Here is a 17,484-nt window from a genome sequence, read left to right as displayed (position 1 = left end):
CACGCCGGCTCCGACTTTGGGTTACCATGTCGCCCATGCGCACCTCGACTGCGTCTCCCCTCGTCGCCGCCGGCCTCGCCCTCCTCGCCGTGTGCGCCTGCGGCTCCGAGGACCGCGTCGGCCCTGGCGGCGCGGAGGGCGGCGGGCTCCCCGCCGGGCCCGTCTGCTCGGAGCCCACGCCGGTGCCCTGCGAGGACGAGGTCTTCCAGCAGATGAACCTCCAGGACACCGTGGCGCCCGGGGAGATCGTCAACGAGCAGGACGGCGCCGGCATCCGCTCCATCGTCGACGCCACCGCGGGCGGCCCCTTCGCTTCCGAGCCCGACGCCTACGTCTATGCCCGGTTCACGGACGCCGGCCTCGAGAAGGTCGAGATCTCCGACGAGGCATCGCTCCAGTCCATGGACTGGGACATCGCCTTCCGGCGCTACATCGTGCGCATCAACAGCGGCCACTCCGGGCCGTCCTGCGTCACGGCGGCGCGGCTCCCGGGCACCCCGGACTACGATGGGATCACCGAGGCGCCCGGCGAGCCGAGGCTCCGCAACGACGAGTATTTCACCCCGAGCTGCGAGCTCATCCCCGACGGCTCCGGGCTGGACTCCCCGGCGACGGCGCTCTCCGGCTACTGGACCTACCCCGGGTGCGTGAAGATGACCGGCCTCGTCTACGTGCTCCAGCTCGCCGGCGGCCGGAGCCTCAAGCTGACCGTCACGCACTTCTACAACGAGCAGACGCAGGCGCACTGCCAGGAGACCGGGATGGTCCCGATGGAGGACACCGGCTCCGCCAACTTCCAGATCCGGTGGGCGTTCCTGCCGTGACGCGGACCGCCGTCGCGGTGCCCGCGCGGCGCGGCGGCCTGGCCCGCGCCGCGGCCCCGTGGCGCCGCCTGGGCCGCGCGGCGGCCTGGCTCGCGCCCACGCTCGCGGCCTCGCTCGCGCCGGCGCTCGCCGGCTGCGGCGCGGACGATACGGCCGCGGCGCCGCTCGACGGGCCCGCCGCGGCGCCGCTCGAGCGGCCCGATTCGCGCGGCACGAGCCTCCAGTTCCGGTTCGATCCGGACGACGTCGTCGAGACCTTCGCGTCGGCGTCCGGGAGCTTCCTCGTCCATTTCGCGCGCGAGGGGCGCTGCGCGGTGCCCGCCGAGGATGGCGACGCGACGGGCGTCCCCGACTTCGTCGAGGAGGTCGCCGCCGTCTACGACGAGGTCATCACCCACTACCGAGACGTCCTCGGCTTCCGGCCGCCGAGGAGCGACGAGGACCTGCCCGACAACGGCGGCGACGGCCGCTTCGACGTCTACCTCGTCGACTTCGCCGGCGTCGGCGACGGGGCGTTCCGGGTCGACGCCTGCGCCGAGGACGCCGGGGACCGCTGCGCCGGCTTCATGACCCAGGAAAACGACTACAGCGGCTATGGATATCCGTCGACGCTGACGGCGAACCGGGTCCTCGGGAGCCACGAGCTCTTCCACGCGGTGCAGGCGGGCTACGACCACGGCCAGGACACGCTGATCACGGAGGGGACCGCGGTCTGGGCGACCGAGTCGTTCGACCCCTCGCTGAAGGACTTCGAGGGCTTCGTCGACGGCTACCTCGCGAACACGGATCGGTCGCTCGACGTGCCCTTCACCGGCCCTGTGGACCCTTTCAGCTACGGGAGCGCGCTCTTCTTCCAGTTCCTCGAGGAGCGCTTCGGAGACGGCACGGTCCGCGCGCTCTGGGAGCGCCTCGAGGACGGCGCGAACGGCGAGGCGGATCCGGTGTGGTTCGAGCAGCTCGACCCCTTGCTCTCGTCGCAGGCGCAGACGACGTTCGCCGAGACGTTCGTTGAGTTCGCCGCCTGGAACCTGCTCACCGGATCGGCCGCGGATCCCGGGCGCTCCTACGCCGCCGGGTCCGGCTACCGCGGGCTCGCCCCGGAGGAGGTCGCCGCGCCCTACGCGGATGGGCTGCGCGTCTTCCACGCGTCGGCGCAGTACTTCAGCGTCTCCCCCGCCGGGCGCGCGACCATGACGGCCGCGCTCGCGGCGCCCGCGGACGATCCGGCAGAGCTCTCCGGCCTCGCGCTGCTGCTCGCGGCGCGGCGCGGCCGCGTGTACGGCGAGGTCGTGCGCGCCGGCGACGTCGCCTCCGGCGCGCCGCTCGTCGATACGGCGGGCGCCGATGACCTCGCCGTGATCGTGGTGAACGGCCTGCAAGAAGGCGAATCGCGCAAGCCCACGCTGTGCATCGGCACGCCCGACGAGGTCGCCGCGTGCCGGGCCGCCGCGGAGGGCACCGGCGGCGGCGGCGCCGGCGGCGAGGCGCCCGCCGAGGGCGCAGCGGGCGGCGTCGACGACGGCGGGTGCGGCTGCCGCGTCGTGGCGCCGGCCGCCGCGGCAGCGAGCTCCGCCGCGTCCTTCGGCTGCGCGCTGGGCGCCTCGCTGCTCGCGCTGGCCGCGCGCCGGCGCAGGCGCTGAGCGGGGGCTCACGCGCCGGGCGACGCGCTCGGCGGCGGCGGCGCTCGGTGAGGCGCGGCGCTCGGTGAGGCGCGTCACCCGGCGAGCGCTCTCCCGCGCCGGCCCCGCGAGCGCTCGTCGTGCCGTGAGCCGGATGCGCTAGCCTGCGGGAGATGAGCGAGCCCCGTTCCGAGGACGCATGCCCTTTCCTCCGCGAGGACGCCGAAGGCATTCTTTGTTTCGCCATCGAGGGTGATATCTCGGACGAGATCGCGCGCTCTCTCTGCGCCTTGTTCCGGCGCGTGTCGGAGAGCGGTCGCGAGGTCCTCGTGCTCGCCGACGCCCGCCGCGTCGGGACCCTGACGGCGGCGGCGCGCAGCGCGCTGGCGGAAGAGCTGCGCGGCGTGCGCTTCGGCGGGGTCGCGATCTTCGGGGCGAGCTTCTCCGTGCGCGTCGTGACCACGCTCGCCTCGAGGAGCGTGCAATTCTTCACGGGCGAGGTCTATCCGCTGGCGTTCTTCGACACGGAGGGCGACGCGCGCGCGTGGCTGCTCGCCCAGCGAGACGCGCTCCGGGCCGCGCAGCGGCAGGGCGCATGACGCCCGCCGCCCTCCGAGGCGCGCGCCATCGGCGCGGCGCCGGCGCGCAGGACGCGCGTCGCGGGGATGGGCTACCCTGCCTGGCATGAGCGATCCCCGTCCGGAGGGCGCGCGCTTCGAGCTCCGGGAGGAGCCCGATGGCCTCCTGGTCATCGCGACCGACGGCGATGTCCTGGAGGACAACGCGCGCGCGCTCGTGGACGCCTTCCAGCGCCTGACGGACAGCGGCCGCGAGGTCCTGGTGCTCGCCGACGCGCGTCGCTGCGGGGCGGTCACGCCGGCGGCGCGGCAGGTGTACCTGGACGGGCTGCGCTCGGCGCGCCTCGACGGGATCGCGGTCTTCGGCGCGGGCTTCCATATCCGCGTCATGGCGACGCTCATCGTGAAGAGCATCAACCTCCTCACGAAGCGGTTCCCCTTGCTCGTGTTCTTCGAGACGGAAGCCGAAGCGCGCGCGTGGCTCCTCAAGCAGCGGGGAGCGCTCCGGGCCGGGCGGCGCATCCAGGCGTGACGTCACCCTCCGCGGCGCGCGGGCGACCCGGCGCATGCGGGGCCCCGAGCCGCGATCCACGCGCTCGATCGGCCGCTTCGCCCCTCGTCGCCCGGGTGGCGTCCGTGATCGAGCGAACGTCGTACCGCCGCGCAAACGAGCTACCGTGCAACGCCATGAGCGACCCCCGCATCGACGACGCAAGCCGGGCCCTCCGCGAGGACGCCGAGGGGATCCTGTGCACCGCCATCGAGGGCGATATCTCGGACGACACGGCGCGCGCGATCGCCGCCGCGTGCAGGCGCCTGTCGGAGAGCGGCCGCGCGGTCCTCGTGCTCTCCGATGCGCGCCGCACCGGGACGATCTCGGCGTCGGCGCGCAAGGTGATGGCGGACGAGCTCCGCGGCGTGCGCTTCGACGCGATCGCGCTGTTCGGCGCGAGCTTCGCCGTGCGCGTCGTCTCCACGCTCGCCGCGAAGAGCGTGCAGCTCCTGACGAGGCAATCCTATCCGGTCGAGTTCTTCGAGACGGAGGGCGAGGCGCGCGCGTGGCTGCTCGCCCGGCGCGATGCGCTCCGGGCCACGCGGCGGCGGGGCGCGTGAGCGATCCCCGACCGGAGGGCGCGCGCCTCGACCTCCGCGAAGAGCCCGACGGCGTCCTGTTCGTCGCGATCGTGGGCGATATCTCGGAGCAGATGGCGCGCGCGATCACCGCCGCGTGCCAGCGCATGAGGGACAGCGGCCGCGACGTGCTGGTGCTCTCCGATGCGCGCGGCAACGGGGCGCTCCCGCCTCCGGCGCGCAAGGCGTTCGCGGAAGGGCTGAGCTCGGCGCGCCTCGACGCGGTCGCTGTCTTCGGGGCGAGCTTCTCCCTCCGCGTCATCGGGACGCTCGTCCTCAAGAGCATGAACCTCCTCGCGCAGCGCTCGCACGCCATCGCGTTCTTCGACACGGAAGGCGAGGCGCGCGCGTGGCTCCTCGCGCAGCGGGACGCGCTCCGGGCCGGGCGGCGGCCTGGAGCGTGACGTCCCCCTCAGCGGCGCGCGCGTGCCGCGCCGCGCCGGCGCGCCGCCGCGGCCAGGCCGAGGAGCGCCGCCGCCGCGAGGCCTCGCCGCTCGCCTGAGCCCGCGCCGGCCGAAGCGCACGCGCAGCCGGCGCGCTGGTCGTCGGCGCCCTCGCCGCCTCCCGAGAGCGGCGGCGGCTCGTCCCCGAGCACCTCCGTGAGCGCCGCGACAGGGTCGATGATCCCGTGCCCGAAGAGGGGATCGTGCCCGCTCTCGTCGGGGATCGCGTAGGGCGCCAGCCGCGCCGTCCGGATCATGACGTCGTAGAGCTCGCCCGCCGTCCGCTCGGGCGCGGCGCTCACCAGCAGCCCCGCGACGCCGGCGGCGACAGGGCACGCCGACGAGGTGCCGCCGAACCGCGAGGTGTAGTCGCTCGCGTCGTCCCCCTCGCTCCCGGCGATGTCGGTGCTCAGCGTCCCCGTGGGCGCGACGAGATCGATGGATCTCCCGCGGTTCGTGTACTGCGTCGCGTCTTCCAGGTGGTTGACGGCGCCCACGGTAAGGACGCCCCGCACGGCCTGGAGCTCGTCGTCGAGGATCTCCCGGTCGTCGTTGCCGGCGGCGAACAGGACGAGCGCCCCCTTCCCGTTGCGCCCGGCGTCGAACAGGCGGTTGATCGCGGCCTCGACCACCCTGGGGACGGGCATCGGGTCGGCGTACCCCCAGCTGTTCGACACGACGGCGGCGTTCACCTGCAGGGCGAACTCGAAGGCGTCGACCGAGGCGGAGATCGGCCGCGGCTCGTCGTCGATCAGCCGCACGCACCGCAGCCTGCAGGCGGGGCAGCCGCCCGCGATGCCCACGCCGTTGTTTGTGTCGGCGGCGATCAGGCCCGCGCAGGCCGTCCCGTGGTTCACGCTCTGCTCGCCCGGCTGGTAGGTGGGGTCGTCGTCGTCGTCGATGACGTCCAGGCCTGGATCCATCTTCGCGGCGAGGTCGGGGTGATCGAGGTCGCAGCCGGTGTCGATGACGACGATGGACGTGGCCGCGTCCCCCTGCGTGCGGCCCCAGGCCTCCTGCATCCGGAGGTCGTCGAAGTACCACTGATCGGGCAGCCGCGGGTCGTCCGGCGCGAACGGCGCGCCGTGCGCCTTGAGGCGCACGTGGAGGTCCGGGATCGCCTCGCGCACGAAGGCCGGCCGCGCCGCGCCCTGGAGGCGCTGGGCGAGGTCGAGGCCGTCGCCGCCGCCTGCGTCCCTGACGAGCCACAGACCGATCGAGGGCATCAGCGGCCTCACCAGCTCCACGCCAGCGGCGCCGAGCGCGCCGAGCGCGTCCAGCGCGCCGGGCTCGACCTCCACGATCGCGGTCGCGCCGACGCTCGCCTCGACCGTCCGGCCGCCTGGATAGCGGAGCCGCACCGGCGCGAGCGCGCGCTGCGTCGACGACGCGCCCAGCGCGGCCGGACCGAGCCGCTCGACGGCGACGTGGCGCCCGCCGTCCATGAACCATGCGTCGCGCGCTTCCTCCGCTTCCTGGCGTACGGCCGCGCGCGGGCTGGCGAGGCCGTCGCCCGCCATGGCGGCAAGGAGGAGCGCCGCCGAGGAGAGCACCGCGGTCGGCTTGCGTCTCATGGCTCTCCTGGATCTACCGGACCGCGCGGCGCTCGGTCTACCGGAGAGCGCGCCGCGCTGGGGCTAGCCCTTCCCCGGGCCCCGGATCACCATCGACACGAGCAGGTCCCTCATCCTCGAGAGCTCGTCCCGCACCGCTCCGTCGTCGGGGAGCGACGTGAGACGCAGCGTGACGCGCTCCAGGAACTGCTGCCGCGCCCTCTCGAAGCCCGGCACCTGCTGGTCGTGCAGCGCGCAGGTCACCAGCTCGTGATCGAGCAGCCGCCAGAAGAACTTGCCGTCGACGGTCGTGGCGCCGAGCCTCCCCGTGAAGCCGACAACCGCCCGCGCTCCCGCTTCGAGGAGCCTGTCGAACAGCGGGCCGTTCGCGGTCTCGCCGCAGCAGAAATACAGCACGCGATTGCGCGCCCAGAGCTCGATCTCCTGCGCCGGGCTCTCGTGCGACAGCAGGATGCCGTCGGGCGACTCGTCGTCCACAACGCAGCTCGTCTTGCCGTGGGATGACACAACGATCGCCCGGAAGGGATTGCCGGTGCTTTCGGCGCGCGCGATCTGGCGGAGTATCCGCCTCCGCTCCGCGCTGGCGCGTCCGAACGGTACGATGGAGAACTGCTCTCCCATACGCCCGTAGAGCTGCGTGCGTCCAGCCGCGAACCACGCGCTGTCCGGGTCGAAGGATGTGTCAATCGAGAGTACAGGTCGAGCTGTCATCCTACCTCCGTCGAAGATCCCCCGGTGAGCGCTGGACATCGCTCGCGCGCCGGACAGCGCCCGCTGCGCCGAGCAGCTGGCGTACGGCATCAGGCCCTGTCCATCGGCTCCTTCGCAGCATGCTCTCTTCCCGCGGCCATTCCGGACCCCTGCCACGAGACTCGCAGCAGTGTAGAATAACGACCGTAGGGGAACTCCGACTAGAAAAATCGCATTCGCTCCGACGATTTTCTCAGGTTTCGCTGTGTTGTAGGGTGGCGGTGGCGCTGGCGCGCGCGGGTGCAGCTCAGGTTTTTACGTCCGTCTCCAGCACGCGCGTGTTGCGTGAGGGTATCGTTTCTAACAGTTGTCCGGCCGTCCAGTTGTCCGGCCGTCCAGCCATCCAGCCGTGTCTCTGAGCTGCGTGTCCGGGCGCTCACGGCCCCGGGGACCCTATCGGGAGAGGGGGCTGGAGAGGCAGCGCATGGCTCAGGGGAGGGGCGCTGCGGCGTCGGTCTGGCCCAGGACGAGCCTGCGGGGCTCCCCCTGCTGCAGCGCGCGCATCCTCGCGTGCATCTGCTGCCCGAGCGCTTCGCGCGCGCCGTCGTCAAGGAGCTTCCTGACCTTGGGGAACAGGTGCTCTTCCTCCTCCTTGTGGTGGTGCTCGAGCTGCTCGGCGAGCACATGGAGCTTGGCCCCGAACGTCTCGTCCGCGGCGTCGAGGGCCACGAGATCGGCCAGCACGCGCTTGATGGACAGGTGCTCCTCCAGCGACTCGAGGAGGATATCCTCGGTGCGGCGAGCCCGGACCGCCGGGTAAAAGTCCTGCTCTTCGATCGTGATGTGGGTGGCGAGGAGGTCGGCGGCAGCGGAGAACTGCGCCGCGGTGACGGAAGAGGCCTCCTTCAGCTCGGAGAATCGCTGCTCGAGCTCGCGGTGGTGGCGTACGAGGAGATCGATGGCGTCCATGAGATCTCTATGGAGCGTATACCGCCGGCGAGCAAGCGGGAGAGACACGCAAAGCCTGCCAGATCGAGATTCACGGATTCAGCTGCCTCGTGGCGTCGGATCCGCAGCGCGGCGGCGACATGGCGCGTCTGCGGGGGACGAGCGAAGAGGAATGACGATCATGGCGGTATGTCGCGCCGCCGCCCGCAAGGTGCCTGTTTGCCCCAGGGAGCTCCCTTGCAGGCGGCAGGCGTCTCCTGACGCCGTGGATCATGGGCGCGATCTCCCGCTGTCTCCTCTGTCTCATCGCGCCTCCGGCGAGCGGGGCGCGCGAGAGCCGCCCCTCAGGCGAGGTCGAACAGCAGCACCTCGCCCGCGCCCTTCCCGACGAGGTGGAGCGACTGACCTGCTCCTCCCGCGCCGGGTGCTCCGATGGCCGCCGCGTCGCCGGCCTCGAGCAGCGTCCCGTTCAGCTCGACGCTCCCGCGCGCGACGTGGACCCAGGCGTTTCGGCCGGCCGGCAGCTCGTAGCGCGCCTCTTCGCCTTGCCCGAAGAGCCCCGCGAACAGGCTCACGTCCTGGTGGACCGTCACCGAGCCCTCGCGCCCGTCCTGCGAGGCGACGAGCCGCAGCTTGCCCTGGCGCTCTTCCTTCGAGAACGCCTTCTGCTCGTAGCTCGGCGTATACCCGCGCCGATCCGGCACGATCCAGATCTGCAGCAGGTGGGTCGGGCCCGCCTTCGAGGTGTTGTGCTCGCTGTGGTACACGCCCGTCCCCGCCGACATGCGCTGGACCTCGCCAGGGCGGATGATCGACCCGTTCCCCATGCTGTCCTTGTGCGCGAGCTCCCCCTCCAGGACATAGGTGACGATCTCCATGTTCTGGTGCGGGTGCATCCCGAACCCCCGCGACGGGGCGACGCGGTCGTCGTTGATGACCCGCAGCGCACGGAAGCCCATGTGCTCCGGATCCTGGTAGTCGGCGAACGAGAACGTGTGGAACGACTGCAGCCACCCGTGGTCGGCATAACCCCGCTCGCCAGAGCGCCGGATCACCATCGAAGAAGTGCTGTTGCTCATGGCCTCAGCATGCGCCCGCCGATCCATCTTGTGAATCGGCATTGTTCTCATGGGAACCATCTGCAATGTAGATGGATGCCCCTGGGACACCGTTGCGTCAGACGACCTCGAGGTTGGTCGTCTCGGCGTCCAGACAGGGCCCGCCCTTCGGCTGGATCACGAACGCGTCGAAGGTCGCGGCCGTCGCGCGCACGCCGGCCGGCCTGAGCTGGTCCTGGGGGACGATCGCCAGGTTCGGCGCGCTCACCGTCGGCGTGGTCGCCTTTCCGCCGAAAATTTCCGACGCCCCGCGCATCACCGCCGCGAGCCGGTCGGCGGTCGGCTCCGGCAGGAAGAGCGCGCCGAGCGTCGCCACGCGGTCGATTCCCCGGGCGGTCGCGATCTCCGACAGGAACACCACCGCGGCGCCGACGGCCTGACCCGCCTCCTCGACGAGCAACAGCCGGCGCGGCCGTGGATCGCGGAGGGCGTGCTCGAGGTGCGCCGCGTCGGGCGCCGACCACAGCACGCGCTCGCCGTTGCAGGCCGCCATCACGTCGAGCACGTCCTGCACGGCCGATGCCGGCGCGGCCACGGCCCGTGGCGGCGCGGCGCTCGCCCGGGGGAGAAAGCCGTGGTTCCGGCACGCGGTGAGCTGCTTCAGCTCGAGACCCACCGCCGCCACCGCCTTGAAGAGCACGCGCTGCGCGGGCACGGACCGCGCCTCCACGAACACCGCGATGGGCAGGCGGATCCCCCGGAGGCCGTCGAGGAGCTCCGTGTACAGCCGGCTCGCCAGCCCTTGCCCCTGGAACTTCGGCCGCACGCTCACGAACGAGAGGACATATCCCTCCGACGTGGCGCCCCGGAACCGGAAGCGGCGCGGCGCGACGCCGATGAAGCCGGCCGGCTCGCGGCCCTTTCGCGCGAGCACGGCCTGCGGCGACGGGCCGGGGAAGCCGAACTGCCATCGCAGGTAGCCGGCCGTGTAATGGAGGGTCGGCGGAGGCCACGCCTCGCGCAGGACGAAGCTGGCCTCGTCCGCCGCCGCGACCGGATCGACGCGCTCGAACTTCATGGACGCGAAGCCTCTCTGAACCCCCAGGAAACGGAACTGCGAGCAAGCGGCGGAGCGGCGATGCGCCGCTCTACAGGGTTGCCATTTCGGGAGCGCGCCGCACGACATCGGGCCAGCCGGTCGGATCGTCGCCGTGCTGGGCCAGGAACGCGTAGACCCACCGCTCCAGGCCGAACGCGATGCACACGCTGTGCATCGGGCCCGCGCCCTCGACATCGCAGCTGAACGCGCGGCCGAAGAAGTCGGTATGGTAGTTCAGCGAGCCGGCCGCCACGCGCTCGCCCTCCGGGAGCATCAACGAGATCTCGTATTTCGTCTCGCTGCTGATCTGGAAGTACGTCTTGGCGGCCGCGTCCGGCGCGATGAAGAACGGGTCGCTCGCCGTCCGGATCTCGCCGGCGAGCCGGTGCTCGTCGAGGTAGCGCGCCACGATCTCGTTCCCCTGCTCGCGCAGCGCGAGGACGTTCTCCCGCGACCCGAGGAAGACGATCTCCCGCATCGTGAACTCCCAGAGCCGCCGCAGGTCGACCATCTTGCTCGACTCGTAGCGGAAGCAGCGGCCCGCGAGGGCGTAGCGCGCGCCGCCGGCCGGCAGCACCCGGCCCCGGTTCGCCGCGTACACGTGGTAACAGACCGCCGGCGAGAGGCACACCTCCGGCTGCGCCATGTCGCTCAGCGCGCGCTCGTCGAGCGTGTCCCGGTCCTGATGCCGCGCCCGGAAATCCTCGATGAGCGGCATGTCCTCCGGCAGATGGCACGTGAACGTGACGATGTGCGGGAACGAGCGGAAGTAGTCGCACTTCCCCAGCGTCGCCGCCGGGATCAACGTCGGCACCAGGATCGGGCTCGGCGAGAACGGCGCGCCGAGCGCCTCCAGCGAGCGATCGAAGTAGCGGTAGAGCCGCAGCGGGATGCCCTCGAGGGCGACCTGGCCCTGGCCCATCTGCGTGATCCCGGCCGGGAGCGCGCCGCCCCGGAACTCCACCCGATCGCACGCCGGGCTGCGGTACACGAGCTTCCGCGTGAGCTGGCGCAGGCTGCGCTGCATGGTGCGCGCGATGCCCTCCGCCGCCTTCGCGAGGTCGGCCGCGCGCTCCTCGGGGGCCTCGAACTCCAGCGCGGCGCCCTCGCGGACGAAGCGGATGTTCGCGATCTCCTTCGAGAGGAAGGCGATCTGCTTGGGTATCTCCTCCTGCGCCATCTCGGTCGCAGGCGCCGCGAGCTCGACGGTGACGACCCGCCTCACGGCGCGAGCTCCTGGATGAGGGAGCTCAGCGCGCGCGGCGTGCGGGCGACGCTGAACCGGTCGTCGGGCAGCGCGACGTTGAACCGGTCCTCCAGCTCGGTGAGCAGCTGGAGCGCTCGAACCGAGGAGAACCCCGCGTCGTAGATGTCGTCATCGGGCTTGATCGCGGCGGGCAAGCGGCCGACCGTGACGATGACATCGATCACCTTCTCCACCTCGATCACCATGAAAGAACTCCAGGGTTAAGATGCGCTGTCAGAGCCTGAGCGACGCGTAGCGTCGTCCGCGCCGTGCCTCCTCGCGCTCGCATCGGCGCGGTCCGTCGCGGGCCCGATGGGCGGCGGCGGCTCGGTCGTCCGGAGTGATGCCACCCGTCGGGCCGGATTGCCAGCGACGACGGTGTACGGAGGGACATCGGCCATCACGATGGAGCCCGCCGACACCACGCTGCCCTCGCCCACCGTGACCCCCGGGAAGATCGTGGACCGGGTCCCGAGCCAGACGTTGTCCTCGATGACGACCGGCCGCACCTCGGCGTCCGAGGGAGGCAGGCCCCGCCTCCGGGCCTCCGGATCGCTCGGGTGGCCGCTCGAGTCGAGGATGAAGACGCCCGCCGCGATCATGCAGTGCTTGCCGATGGTGACCGACTTGCCGACGACGATCCGGCAGCCGTGCCCGATCCCGGTGTTGTCGCCGATCCGCAGCGTGGGGCGGTCGCAGAACCGCGCGGCGAAGATGAAGTCGGTCTTGCCGTCGAGCACCACGTTATCACCGAGGATGATGTCGCCCCGCCCAGTGATGAAGTGGATGAAGGTCCCCGTCCGGACACCCTTGCCGTACTGCGCGCAGTGCGACTTGAAATGCGGTTCGCAGACGAGCACACGCGCACCGAAATAGTACACCTCGCGCGCGGCCTCGAACGCTATGCGCATCGGGACCACGAGCGGCCGCGGCGCGGGCAGGGTGAAGCTGCGGACCTGCCGGCGCACGTGGCGCAGGGCGCGGGCGACGTCGTGATCCGAGGAGGCGAGGAAACGAGCCAGGTTCTTCATAGAGGGTCGCTCGGCGCGGACTGGTCCAGTCTGCGATGTTCAGCGGGTCGCACGCGGCCAGAAGGACGAAACGAACGCCAGGGGGCCGGAGACTATAACCCGAAACTCGCCACGCCGAACCTGCTCTTGGCCGACCTATCTCTCTTCGGCCTCTGCAGGGCCTCTTTGGCCTCCGCAGGGCCTCTTTGGCCTCTGCAGGGCCGCTCTCCGGCTCTATGGCAAATCTATGGCAAACGATGCGCCAATCGAGGTTGGCGAGTAGCCTGGTTGAAAGATTTCGAAATACCGTGACGGCGAGCCGCGTTACGCTGCGTCATGGTCGGACGGAGGAGTGTCGGCGGGGCGCTTTGCCTCCATATGGGGCAAAACGCCCCGGAGGAGGGCCAGGCCGAGCGCGGCCTCGACGAGGGTGAGCGCCACGGCCCACGTCGTCGTCGAGGCGGCGATGGCGGCCAGGCGTGCGTCGCGCGTCGCGCCGGCCGCGAAGCCCTCGAAGAGCGCGGCGGCGAGCACGTCGCGCGTGCCGAAGCCCTGCGGCGTGATGGGGAGCGTCACCGCCACCATCAGGATCGGGATGTACGTGAGGGCGGCTCCAAGGGGAATGCGCACGTCGAAGAACCAGAAGGGGAGCCAGGTGCCGGCGAACAGGACGAGGAGATGCGGGATGCGCGCGGCGAGGGCGACGAGGTGGCCGCGCACGCCCGCCTCGAAGAGCGGGGCGAGGAGCTTCGTGCGGGCGAGCCGGGCGGGGCGCAGCGCGAGGATCGCGAGGTAGAGCGCGCCCGCCGCGAGGAGCAGGGCGGACCCGGCGAGCGGCCCGCCGTTCGCGGGCACGGCGACGGCGCCGAGGAGGAGCAGGCAGCCGAGCCACGACGCGTACACGACGAGCGTCGCGCCGGCGACGCGCGCGAGCGGCACGGCGTGTACGCGCGCGAGGAAGACCGTGACGAAGGCTTGACCGACGTGGTGGTTGAGCAGCGACGGGAGGTAGGAGGCGCCGCGGAGCACGAGGAAATCGCGGAAGGCGACGGGCGCGATCAGGCGGCGGTAGACGAGGACGGTCGCGAACGTGTCGGCGCCGAGGAGCGCGAGGACGAAGAGGGCGGCGAAGGCGACGAAGAGCGGGGCGTCGACGCGCGACAGGGCGGCGCGGAAGGCGTCGAAGTCGAGCCGGCCGAGGACGAACGCGACGAGCGCGGCCGCCAGCGCGAAGGGCAGGGCGCGGCGCGCGCGTGCCGCGAGGCGCGGCGCGGGACGCTCCTGCTGGTCGCCGTCGCGCGGGCGCGGTGGCGGAGCGTCGGCGAAGGTTCCAGTGTGGGTCGAGGAGCGCAACGGCGGGACCGTAGCAGAATCCCCGCGCCGGTGGCCGAGCCGAAGCCGGAGGGAGCGGAGCCCGTCGCGCGCGACCGCACGGCGCGCGGCGACCGCGCCCCACATGGGGCATAGTCGTCCGCCATGTCCAAGTACGATTACGATCTGTTCGTCATCGGCGCCGGCTCCGGCGGCGTGCGCGCAGCCCGCATGGCCGCTTCCTACGGCGCCCGGGTCGCCGTCGCCGAGTCGCGCCACCTCGGCGGCACCTGCGTCAACCTGGGGTGCATCCCGAAGAAGCTCCTCGTCTACGCCTCGCACTACGCCGAGGACTTCGAGGACGCCGCCGGCTACGGCTGGACGGTGCCTGGCCACGGCGCTGGCGGGAACGGGCACGCCGGCCCGTCGTTCGACTGGCCGACGCTCCTCCGCAACAAGGACAAGGAGATCGAGCGCCTGAACGGCGTCTACGAGCGGCTCCTGAAGAACTCGGGCGCCGACATTCGGCGGGGGCACGCCCGGGTCGTCGATCCCCACGCCGTCGAGATCGACGGCGTCAGGATCACCGCCGAGCGGATCCTCGTCGCGACCGGCAGCTACCCCTGGATCCCCGATCTCCCCGGGCGCGAGCTCGCCGTCACCTCCGACGATCTGTTCCACTTCCAGGCGATGCCGCGGCGGGCGGTCATCGTCGGGGGCGGCTACATCGCGGTCGAGCTCGCCGGCATCCTGCACGGCCTCGGGGCCAGGGTGTCGCTGGTCCACCGCGGCCTGCACCTCCTGCGCGGCTTCGACGACGACATCCGGGCGTTCCTGGCCGCCGAGATCCAGAAGAAGGGGCTCGACCTCCGCCTGGGCGCGAGCGTCGAGAGCATCGCGCGGCAGGGCGACGCGCTCGTCGCGACGCTCGCCGACGGCACCGAGCTCGCGGCCGACTGCGTGCTGTACGCGACGGGGCGCCTGCCGAAGACCAAGGGGCTCGGCCTCGAGGAGGTCGGGGTGAAGCTCGACGAGGAGGGCGCGGTCGTGGTGGATGACGCGTTCCAGACGTCGGTCCCGTCCATCTATGCGCTCGGCGACGTGATCTCGCGCGTGCAGCTCACGCCCGTGGCCATCGCCGAGGCGATGGCGCTGGTGAAGGCGCTCTTCCGCGGCGAGCGCGCGCGCGTGGACTACGCCGGCATCCCGACCGCCGTCTTCAGCCAGCCGAGCGTCGGCACCGTCGGACTGTCCGAGGCGCAGGCGCGAGAGCACCACGACGTCGCCATCTACCTCTCGACCTTCCGCGCGCTCAAGCACACCCTCTCCGGGCGCGAGGAGAAGACGATGATGAAGCTCGTCGTCGACCGCGCGACCGACCGGGTGCTCGGCGTCCACATGGTCGGGCCCGACGCCGGCGAGATCGTCCAGGGGTTCGCCGTCGCGCTGAAGTGCGGCGCGACCAAGGCGCAGTTCGACGCGACGATCGGCATCCACCCGACAGCGGCCGAGGAGTTCGTGACCATGCGCGAGCCGCTGCGGAACGCAGATCGCAGCCCCCCGATGGGGATCGCGCCGAGCTCCGCGTAGCCCGGGGTCACTCGGGGCGGCTCCGTCCGCGCCCGTCCGCTTCGGTCGGCCTGCGAGCGCTCGCGTTCGTCTCCGTCAGCTCCCGTCGGCTTCCGTCGGCTTCCGTCCGCTTCCGTTCGCTGATCCGAGGTCGCCCGCTCGCGTTCGCGCTCGGCGCGCTCCTCTGGTATGGACCGCGCGATGTCGTCCCACGCCTCGAGCCACTTGAAGCCGGTCGGCCTGCTCGCCCGCACCAGCGACCGATCGTTCTACGCCTTCAATGCCGTGCTCTCCGCGGCCGCGCTGGCGTTCCTCGCCTACATCCTCATCATCCGGCGGGGCGCGGGCGGCGCGGATCTCCGCTTCATGCCGCCGCTGAACGCCGCCTTGAACGCGACGGCCGCCACGCTCCTCGTCGCGGGCTGGATCGCGATCAAGCGCCGCGCGATGGTCGTGCACAAGTACCTGATGGTCTCGGCGTTCGCCGCCTCGTCGCTGTTCCTCGTCGGCTACCTCGCCTATCACTTCGTCCACGGCGACACGAAGTACCAGGGCACCGGGCCGCTGCGCGCCGTCTACTTCGCCGTCCTCATCTCGCACATCGTGCTCTCGGCGGGCATCGTGCCGCTCGCGCTGACGTCGTTCTACTTCGCCTACAAGGCGAACTTTGCGAAGCACGCCAAGGTCGCTCGGGTGACGCTGCCCCTCTGGCTCTACGTCTCCGTCACCGGGGTGCTCATCTATTTCATGCTGCGTGGGAGCACGCCGGCGGTTCCCTGAGCGCCGCTTGTACCAGGGGCGGCGGGAACCGCTCTAGAAGTCCTTGATGCTCCCGCGCCGGCCCTGAAAACCTCCGAAGACGTACCGGTAGGCCGAGAGCACGGCGTACGAGAGCTCCTCGTACTGGTAGATCTCCTCCATCAGCGGGATCGGGTCCTGATAGAGCGTGTCGCTCGCCACGATCCTGGGCCACGGCAGGCGGTCCGGGTCGGCGCCAGGGACGCCGGCCTCCTTCATGACCTTGAGGAACTCGTGGGCGAGGAGGCCCTGGCCGATGACGCTCGGGTGAACGCCGTCGAGGCTGACGATGCCGCCGGCCTTGCGGCGCCCGGCGCGATCGACGTGGTAGAAGCGGGTGTCCATCGGCGGCGCGACGTTGGCCGCGAAGTACGCGGGGAACTCGTACGCCGGCTCGCCGCCGGTGCGCCGGTACGCGAGCCGGTCCAGGCCGCCGGAGACGTCGACGAGGTGATACCGGGGCGCGCGGTGGCGGGCGTTCTTCTCCTCGATGAGCCGGGCGAGCTGCGCGTTGCAGGCGTCGACCGTCTCGTCGATGCGCCGCGCGTCCGCCGCGGTGAGGTGCGGCGCGCCCGCCTCGATCAGGCGGGTGCCCCGAGCGAGCGGGGGATAGGTGTAATAGGGGTAGTAGCGCGGTAGGCCGGGCAGCGGGTCGCCGACGCCCGTGGCGATCGGCACGATCGTCACGTGAGGTACGTTGGCCACGAACACCCGCCAGCCCGGGCTCTCGTTGCGCCGCATCAGCGTGTCGACCCTGTCGAGCAGCTCGCCGTACTCGGCGACGAAGTCGTCGGGCATCCAGAGGTTCCACTGCGCCCGGGTCCGCTCGTCGAAGCTGAGCGAGGCCGGCCGCCGCTCGGGCCTGTCCTCGGTCGCCGCGACGCTGAGGAGGATCGCCGAGCCGACCGCGTTGTTGGGGCCGAGCCAGAGGAGGAGGTTCTCGACGCCCTCGCCGCGCGCGTGGTGGCCGAGCCAGTCGAGCTGGCTGTACCCGTCGAGGCGCTCGTCCCGCGACGGGTTGAGGACGCGGAGCGCGGTCCGGTAGAACGCCGCGTTGGGCCCCTGGAAAAAGCCGTCCCTGGCGCCGGGCGCCGCCGCGATCCGCTCCCTGCAGAGCCTCGAGGTCACGAGCCACGCGTCGGCCACGTCGAAGCCGTACACCGAGACGTTGTGGAACCAGGGGACGCTCCCGCCGCGGTAGCGGCCGGCCCCCTCGCCGCGCTCGTAGTACTCCTCGGCCACGTCGAGCACGCGGTTGATCTCCAGGAGGACGGCGGCCCACTCGAGCCTGTCGATCGTGGCGCCGAAGGCGAGCTGGAGGCGGCGGAGCACCACCTCGAGATCGAGCAGCAGCCCGTGGGCCGGGTAGTCGGGCACGCGGTACGCCGGGCTCGACAGCGCGTCGCCGACGTCGACGCCGAGCGCATGCGCGATCCACGTGGAGTAGGCGAGCTGGGTGCGCGCCGCGCCGAGCGACATGAAGCCTTGAGAGATGCTGTCCCCGATGGTGAAGAGCCTCATGATGCCGTCCTCACGCGTTCCACGCCGAAGCCCCATGGTATCCGAACGCGCGTCGCCGCGCGGCA

General features: G+C 71.7%; 18 protein-coding genes. 8 read left to right on the top strand and 10 right to left on the bottom strand.

All coding sequences use genetic code 11. The annotated features are described in order from the left end of the window. Window positions 1-35: 35 nt before the first annotated feature. The 6 genes from WMF46_RS34465 (at window position 36) to WMF46_RS34440 (ending at window position 4,556) form a co-directional block, all read left to right on the top strand. Window positions 36-824 carry an HmuY family protein gene (locus WMF46_RS34465; RefSeq protein ID WP_437981078.1) on the top strand — a complete coding sequence of 263 codons (789 nt, stop codon included), beginning with the start codon at window positions 36-38 and terminating at the stop codon, window positions 822-824. Further along, window positions 821-2,464, top strand: coding sequence for an MXAN_6640 family putative metalloprotease (locus tag WMF46_RS34460; protein WP_437981077.1), 1,644 nt, complete (start codon window positions 821-823; stop codon window positions 2,462-2,464). The genes WMF46_RS34465 and WMF46_RS34460 overlap by 4 nt, the downstream gene beginning before the upstream one ends. Before the next feature lie 152 nt (window positions 2,465-2,616). Next, entirely contained in the window at window positions 2,617-3,042 is a 426-nt protein-coding gene (locus WMF46_RS34455) for an STAS/SEC14 domain-containing protein (protein ID WP_437981076.1), read from the top strand. Between the two features lie 85 nt (window positions 3,043-3,127). Continuing rightward, window positions 3,128-3,553 (top strand): STAS/SEC14 domain-containing protein, encoded by a 426-nt coding sequence (locus tag WMF46_RS34450; RefSeq protein ID WP_437981075.1) that lies wholly within the window; start codon window positions 3,128-3,130, stop codon window positions 3,551-3,553. Window positions 3,554-3,708: 155 nt separating this feature from the next. Next, window positions 3,709-4,134, top strand: coding sequence for an STAS/SEC14 domain-containing protein (locus WMF46_RS34445; protein WP_437544038.1), 426 nt, complete (start codon window positions 3,709-3,711; stop codon window positions 4,132-4,134). Continuing rightward, the gene (locus WMF46_RS34440; protein WP_437981074.1) at window positions 4,131-4,556 is read left to right on the top strand and encodes an STAS/SEC14 domain-containing protein; all 426 of its coding nucleotides are present in this window, start codon (window positions 4,131-4,133) and stop codon (window positions 4,554-4,556) included. The genes WMF46_RS34445 and WMF46_RS34440 overlap by 4 nt, the downstream gene beginning before the upstream one ends. A gap of 8 nt (window positions 4,557-4,564) precedes the next feature. Here WMF46_RS34440 and WMF46_RS34435 read toward each other — a convergent pair whose 3' ends face one another. The 9 genes from WMF46_RS34435 to WMF46_RS34395 all read right to left on the bottom strand — a co-directional run bounded on the left by WMF46_RS34435 (window position 4,565) and on the right by WMF46_RS34395 (window position 13,573). Next, entirely contained in the window at window positions 4,565-6,169 is a 1,605-nt protein-coding gene (locus tag WMF46_RS34435; RefSeq protein ID WP_437981073.1) for a S8 family peptidase, read from the bottom strand. A 63-nt stretch (window positions 6,170-6,232) separates the two neighbouring features. Continuing rightward, entirely contained in the window at window positions 6,233-6,880 is a 648-nt protein-coding gene (locus tag WMF46_RS34430; RefSeq protein WP_437981072.1) for a hypothetical protein, read from the bottom strand. Window positions 6,881-7,348: 468 nt separating this feature from the next. Then, complete coding sequence (locus WMF46_RS34425; RefSeq protein WP_437524352.1) at window positions 7,349-7,828, bottom strand: hemerythrin domain-containing protein; 480 nt, start codon at window positions 7,826-7,828, stop codon at window positions 7,349-7,351. Between the two features lie 323 nt (window positions 7,829-8,151). After that, complete coding sequence (locus WMF46_RS34420) at window positions 8,152-8,865, bottom strand: pirin family protein (RefSeq protein WP_437987963.1); 714 nt, start codon at window positions 8,863-8,865, stop codon at window positions 8,152-8,154. Window positions 8,866-8,983: 118 nt separating this feature from the next. Next, window positions 8,984-9,943, bottom strand: a complete 960-nt coding sequence (locus tag WMF46_RS34415) for a GNAT family N-acetyltransferase (protein WP_437981071.1) — start codon at window positions 9,941-9,943, stop codon at window positions 8,984-8,986. 70 nt (window positions 9,944-10,013) lie between these two features. After that, the gene (locus tag WMF46_RS34410) at window positions 10,014-11,189 is read right to left on the bottom strand and encodes a hypothetical protein (protein ID WP_437981070.1); all 1,176 of its coding nucleotides are present in this window, start codon (window positions 11,187-11,189) and stop codon (window positions 10,014-10,016) included. Then, window positions 11,186-11,416, bottom strand: coding sequence for an acyl carrier protein (locus tag WMF46_RS34405; protein ID WP_437852087.1), 231 nt, complete (start codon window positions 11,414-11,416; stop codon window positions 11,186-11,188). The genes WMF46_RS34410 and WMF46_RS34405 overlap by 4 nt, the downstream gene beginning before the upstream one ends. Before the next feature lie 15 nt (window positions 11,417-11,431). Then, the gene (locus tag WMF46_RS34400) at window positions 11,432-12,241 is read right to left on the bottom strand and encodes an acyltransferase (protein ID WP_437981069.1); all 810 of its coding nucleotides are present in this window, start codon (window positions 12,239-12,241) and stop codon (window positions 11,432-11,434) included. A gap of 303 nt (window positions 12,242-12,544) precedes the next feature. Next, the gene (locus tag WMF46_RS34395) at window positions 12,545-13,573 is read right to left on the bottom strand and encodes a lysylphosphatidylglycerol synthase domain-containing protein (RefSeq protein WP_437981068.1); all 1,029 of its coding nucleotides are present in this window, start codon (window positions 13,571-13,573) and stop codon (window positions 12,545-12,547) included. Between the two features lie 123 nt (window positions 13,574-13,696). On the opposite strand from WMF46_RS34395, the gene gor reads away from it, so the two are divergent. Together gor and WMF46_RS34385 are read left to right on the top strand one after the other, a co-directional pair. Beyond that, window positions 13,697-15,121 carry a glutathione-disulfide reductase gene (gene gor / locus WMF46_RS34390; protein WP_437981067.1) on the top strand — a complete coding sequence of 475 codons (1,425 nt, stop codon included), beginning with the start codon at window positions 13,697-13,699 and terminating at the stop codon, window positions 15,119-15,121. A gap of 168 nt (window positions 15,122-15,289) precedes the next feature. Continuing rightward, entirely contained in the window at window positions 15,290-15,880 is a 591-nt protein-coding gene (locus WMF46_RS34385) for a DUF420 domain-containing protein (protein ID WP_437544022.1), read from the top strand. 33 nt (window positions 15,881-15,913) lie between these two features. On the opposite strand, the gene WMF46_RS34380 is transcribed toward WMF46_RS34385, so the two are convergent. Beyond that, window positions 15,914-17,419, bottom strand: coding sequence for a hypothetical protein (locus tag WMF46_RS34380; protein ID WP_437981066.1), 1,506 nt, complete (start codon window positions 17,417-17,419; stop codon window positions 15,914-15,916). Window positions 17,420-17,484: the final 65 nt, after the last annotated feature.

Origin of the sequence: Sorangium sp. So ce117 (genome assembly GCF_051524395.1) — a bacterium.
GTDB classification, from domain to species: domain Bacteria; phylum Myxococcota_A; class Polyangia; order Polyangiales; family Polyangiaceae; genus Sorangium; species Sorangium cellulosum_B.
The sequence above is the reverse complement of the archived record's forward strand: the minus strand, read 5'-3'. Positions and strand labels throughout refer to the sequence as shown.

Coding starts and splice junctions, on each gene's coding strand:
- WMF46_RS34445 (WP_437544038.1), top strand. CDS start 3,709: ATGAGCGACCCCCGCATCGACGACGCAAGCCGGGCCCTCCGCGAGGAC.
- WMF46_RS34400 (WP_437981069.1), bottom strand. CDS start 12,241: ATGAAGAACCTGGCTCGTTTCCTCGCCTCCTCGGATCACGACGTCGCC.
- WMF46_RS34465 (WP_437981078.1), top strand. CDS start 36: ATGCGCACCTCGACTGCGTCTCCCCTCGTCGCCGCCGGCCTCGCCCTC.
- gor (WP_437981067.1), top strand. CDS start 13,697: ATGTCCAAGTACGATTACGATCTGTTCGTCATCGGCGCCGGCTCCGGC.
- WMF46_RS34420 (WP_437987963.1), bottom strand. CDS start 8,865: ATGGTGATCCGGCGCTCTGGCGAGCGGGGTTATGCCGACCACGGGTGG.
- WMF46_RS34425 (WP_437524352.1), bottom strand. CDS start 7,828: ATGGACGCCATCGATCTCCTCGTACGCCACCACCGCGAGCTCGAGCAG.
- WMF46_RS34450 (WP_437981075.1), top strand. CDS start 3,128: ATGAGCGATCCCCGTCCGGAGGGCGCGCGCTTCGAGCTCCGGGAGGAG.
- WMF46_RS34455 (WP_437981076.1), top strand. CDS start 2,617: ATGAGCGAGCCCCGTTCCGAGGACGCATGCCCTTTCCTCCGCGAGGAC.
- WMF46_RS34415 (WP_437981071.1), bottom strand. CDS start 9,943: ATGAAGTTCGAGCGCGTCGATCCGGTCGCGGCGGCGGACGAGGCCAGC.
- WMF46_RS34405 (WP_437852087.1), bottom strand. CDS start 11,416: ATGGTGATCGAGGTGGAGAAGGTGATCGATGTCATCGTCACGGTCGGC.
- WMF46_RS34435 (WP_437981073.1), bottom strand. CDS start 6,169: ATGAGACGCAAGCCGACCGCGGTGCTCTCCTCGGCGGCGCTCCTCCTT.
- WMF46_RS34385 (WP_437544022.1), top strand. CDS start 15,290: ATGGACCGCGCGATGTCGTCCCACGCCTCGAGCCACTTGAAGCCGGTC.
- WMF46_RS34380 (WP_437981066.1), bottom strand. CDS start 17,419: ATGAGGCTCTTCACCATCGGGGACAGCATCTCTCAAGGCTTCATGTCG.
- WMF46_RS34430 (WP_437981072.1), bottom strand. CDS start 6,880: ATGACAGCTCGACCTGTACTCTCGATTGACACATCCTTCGACCCGGAC.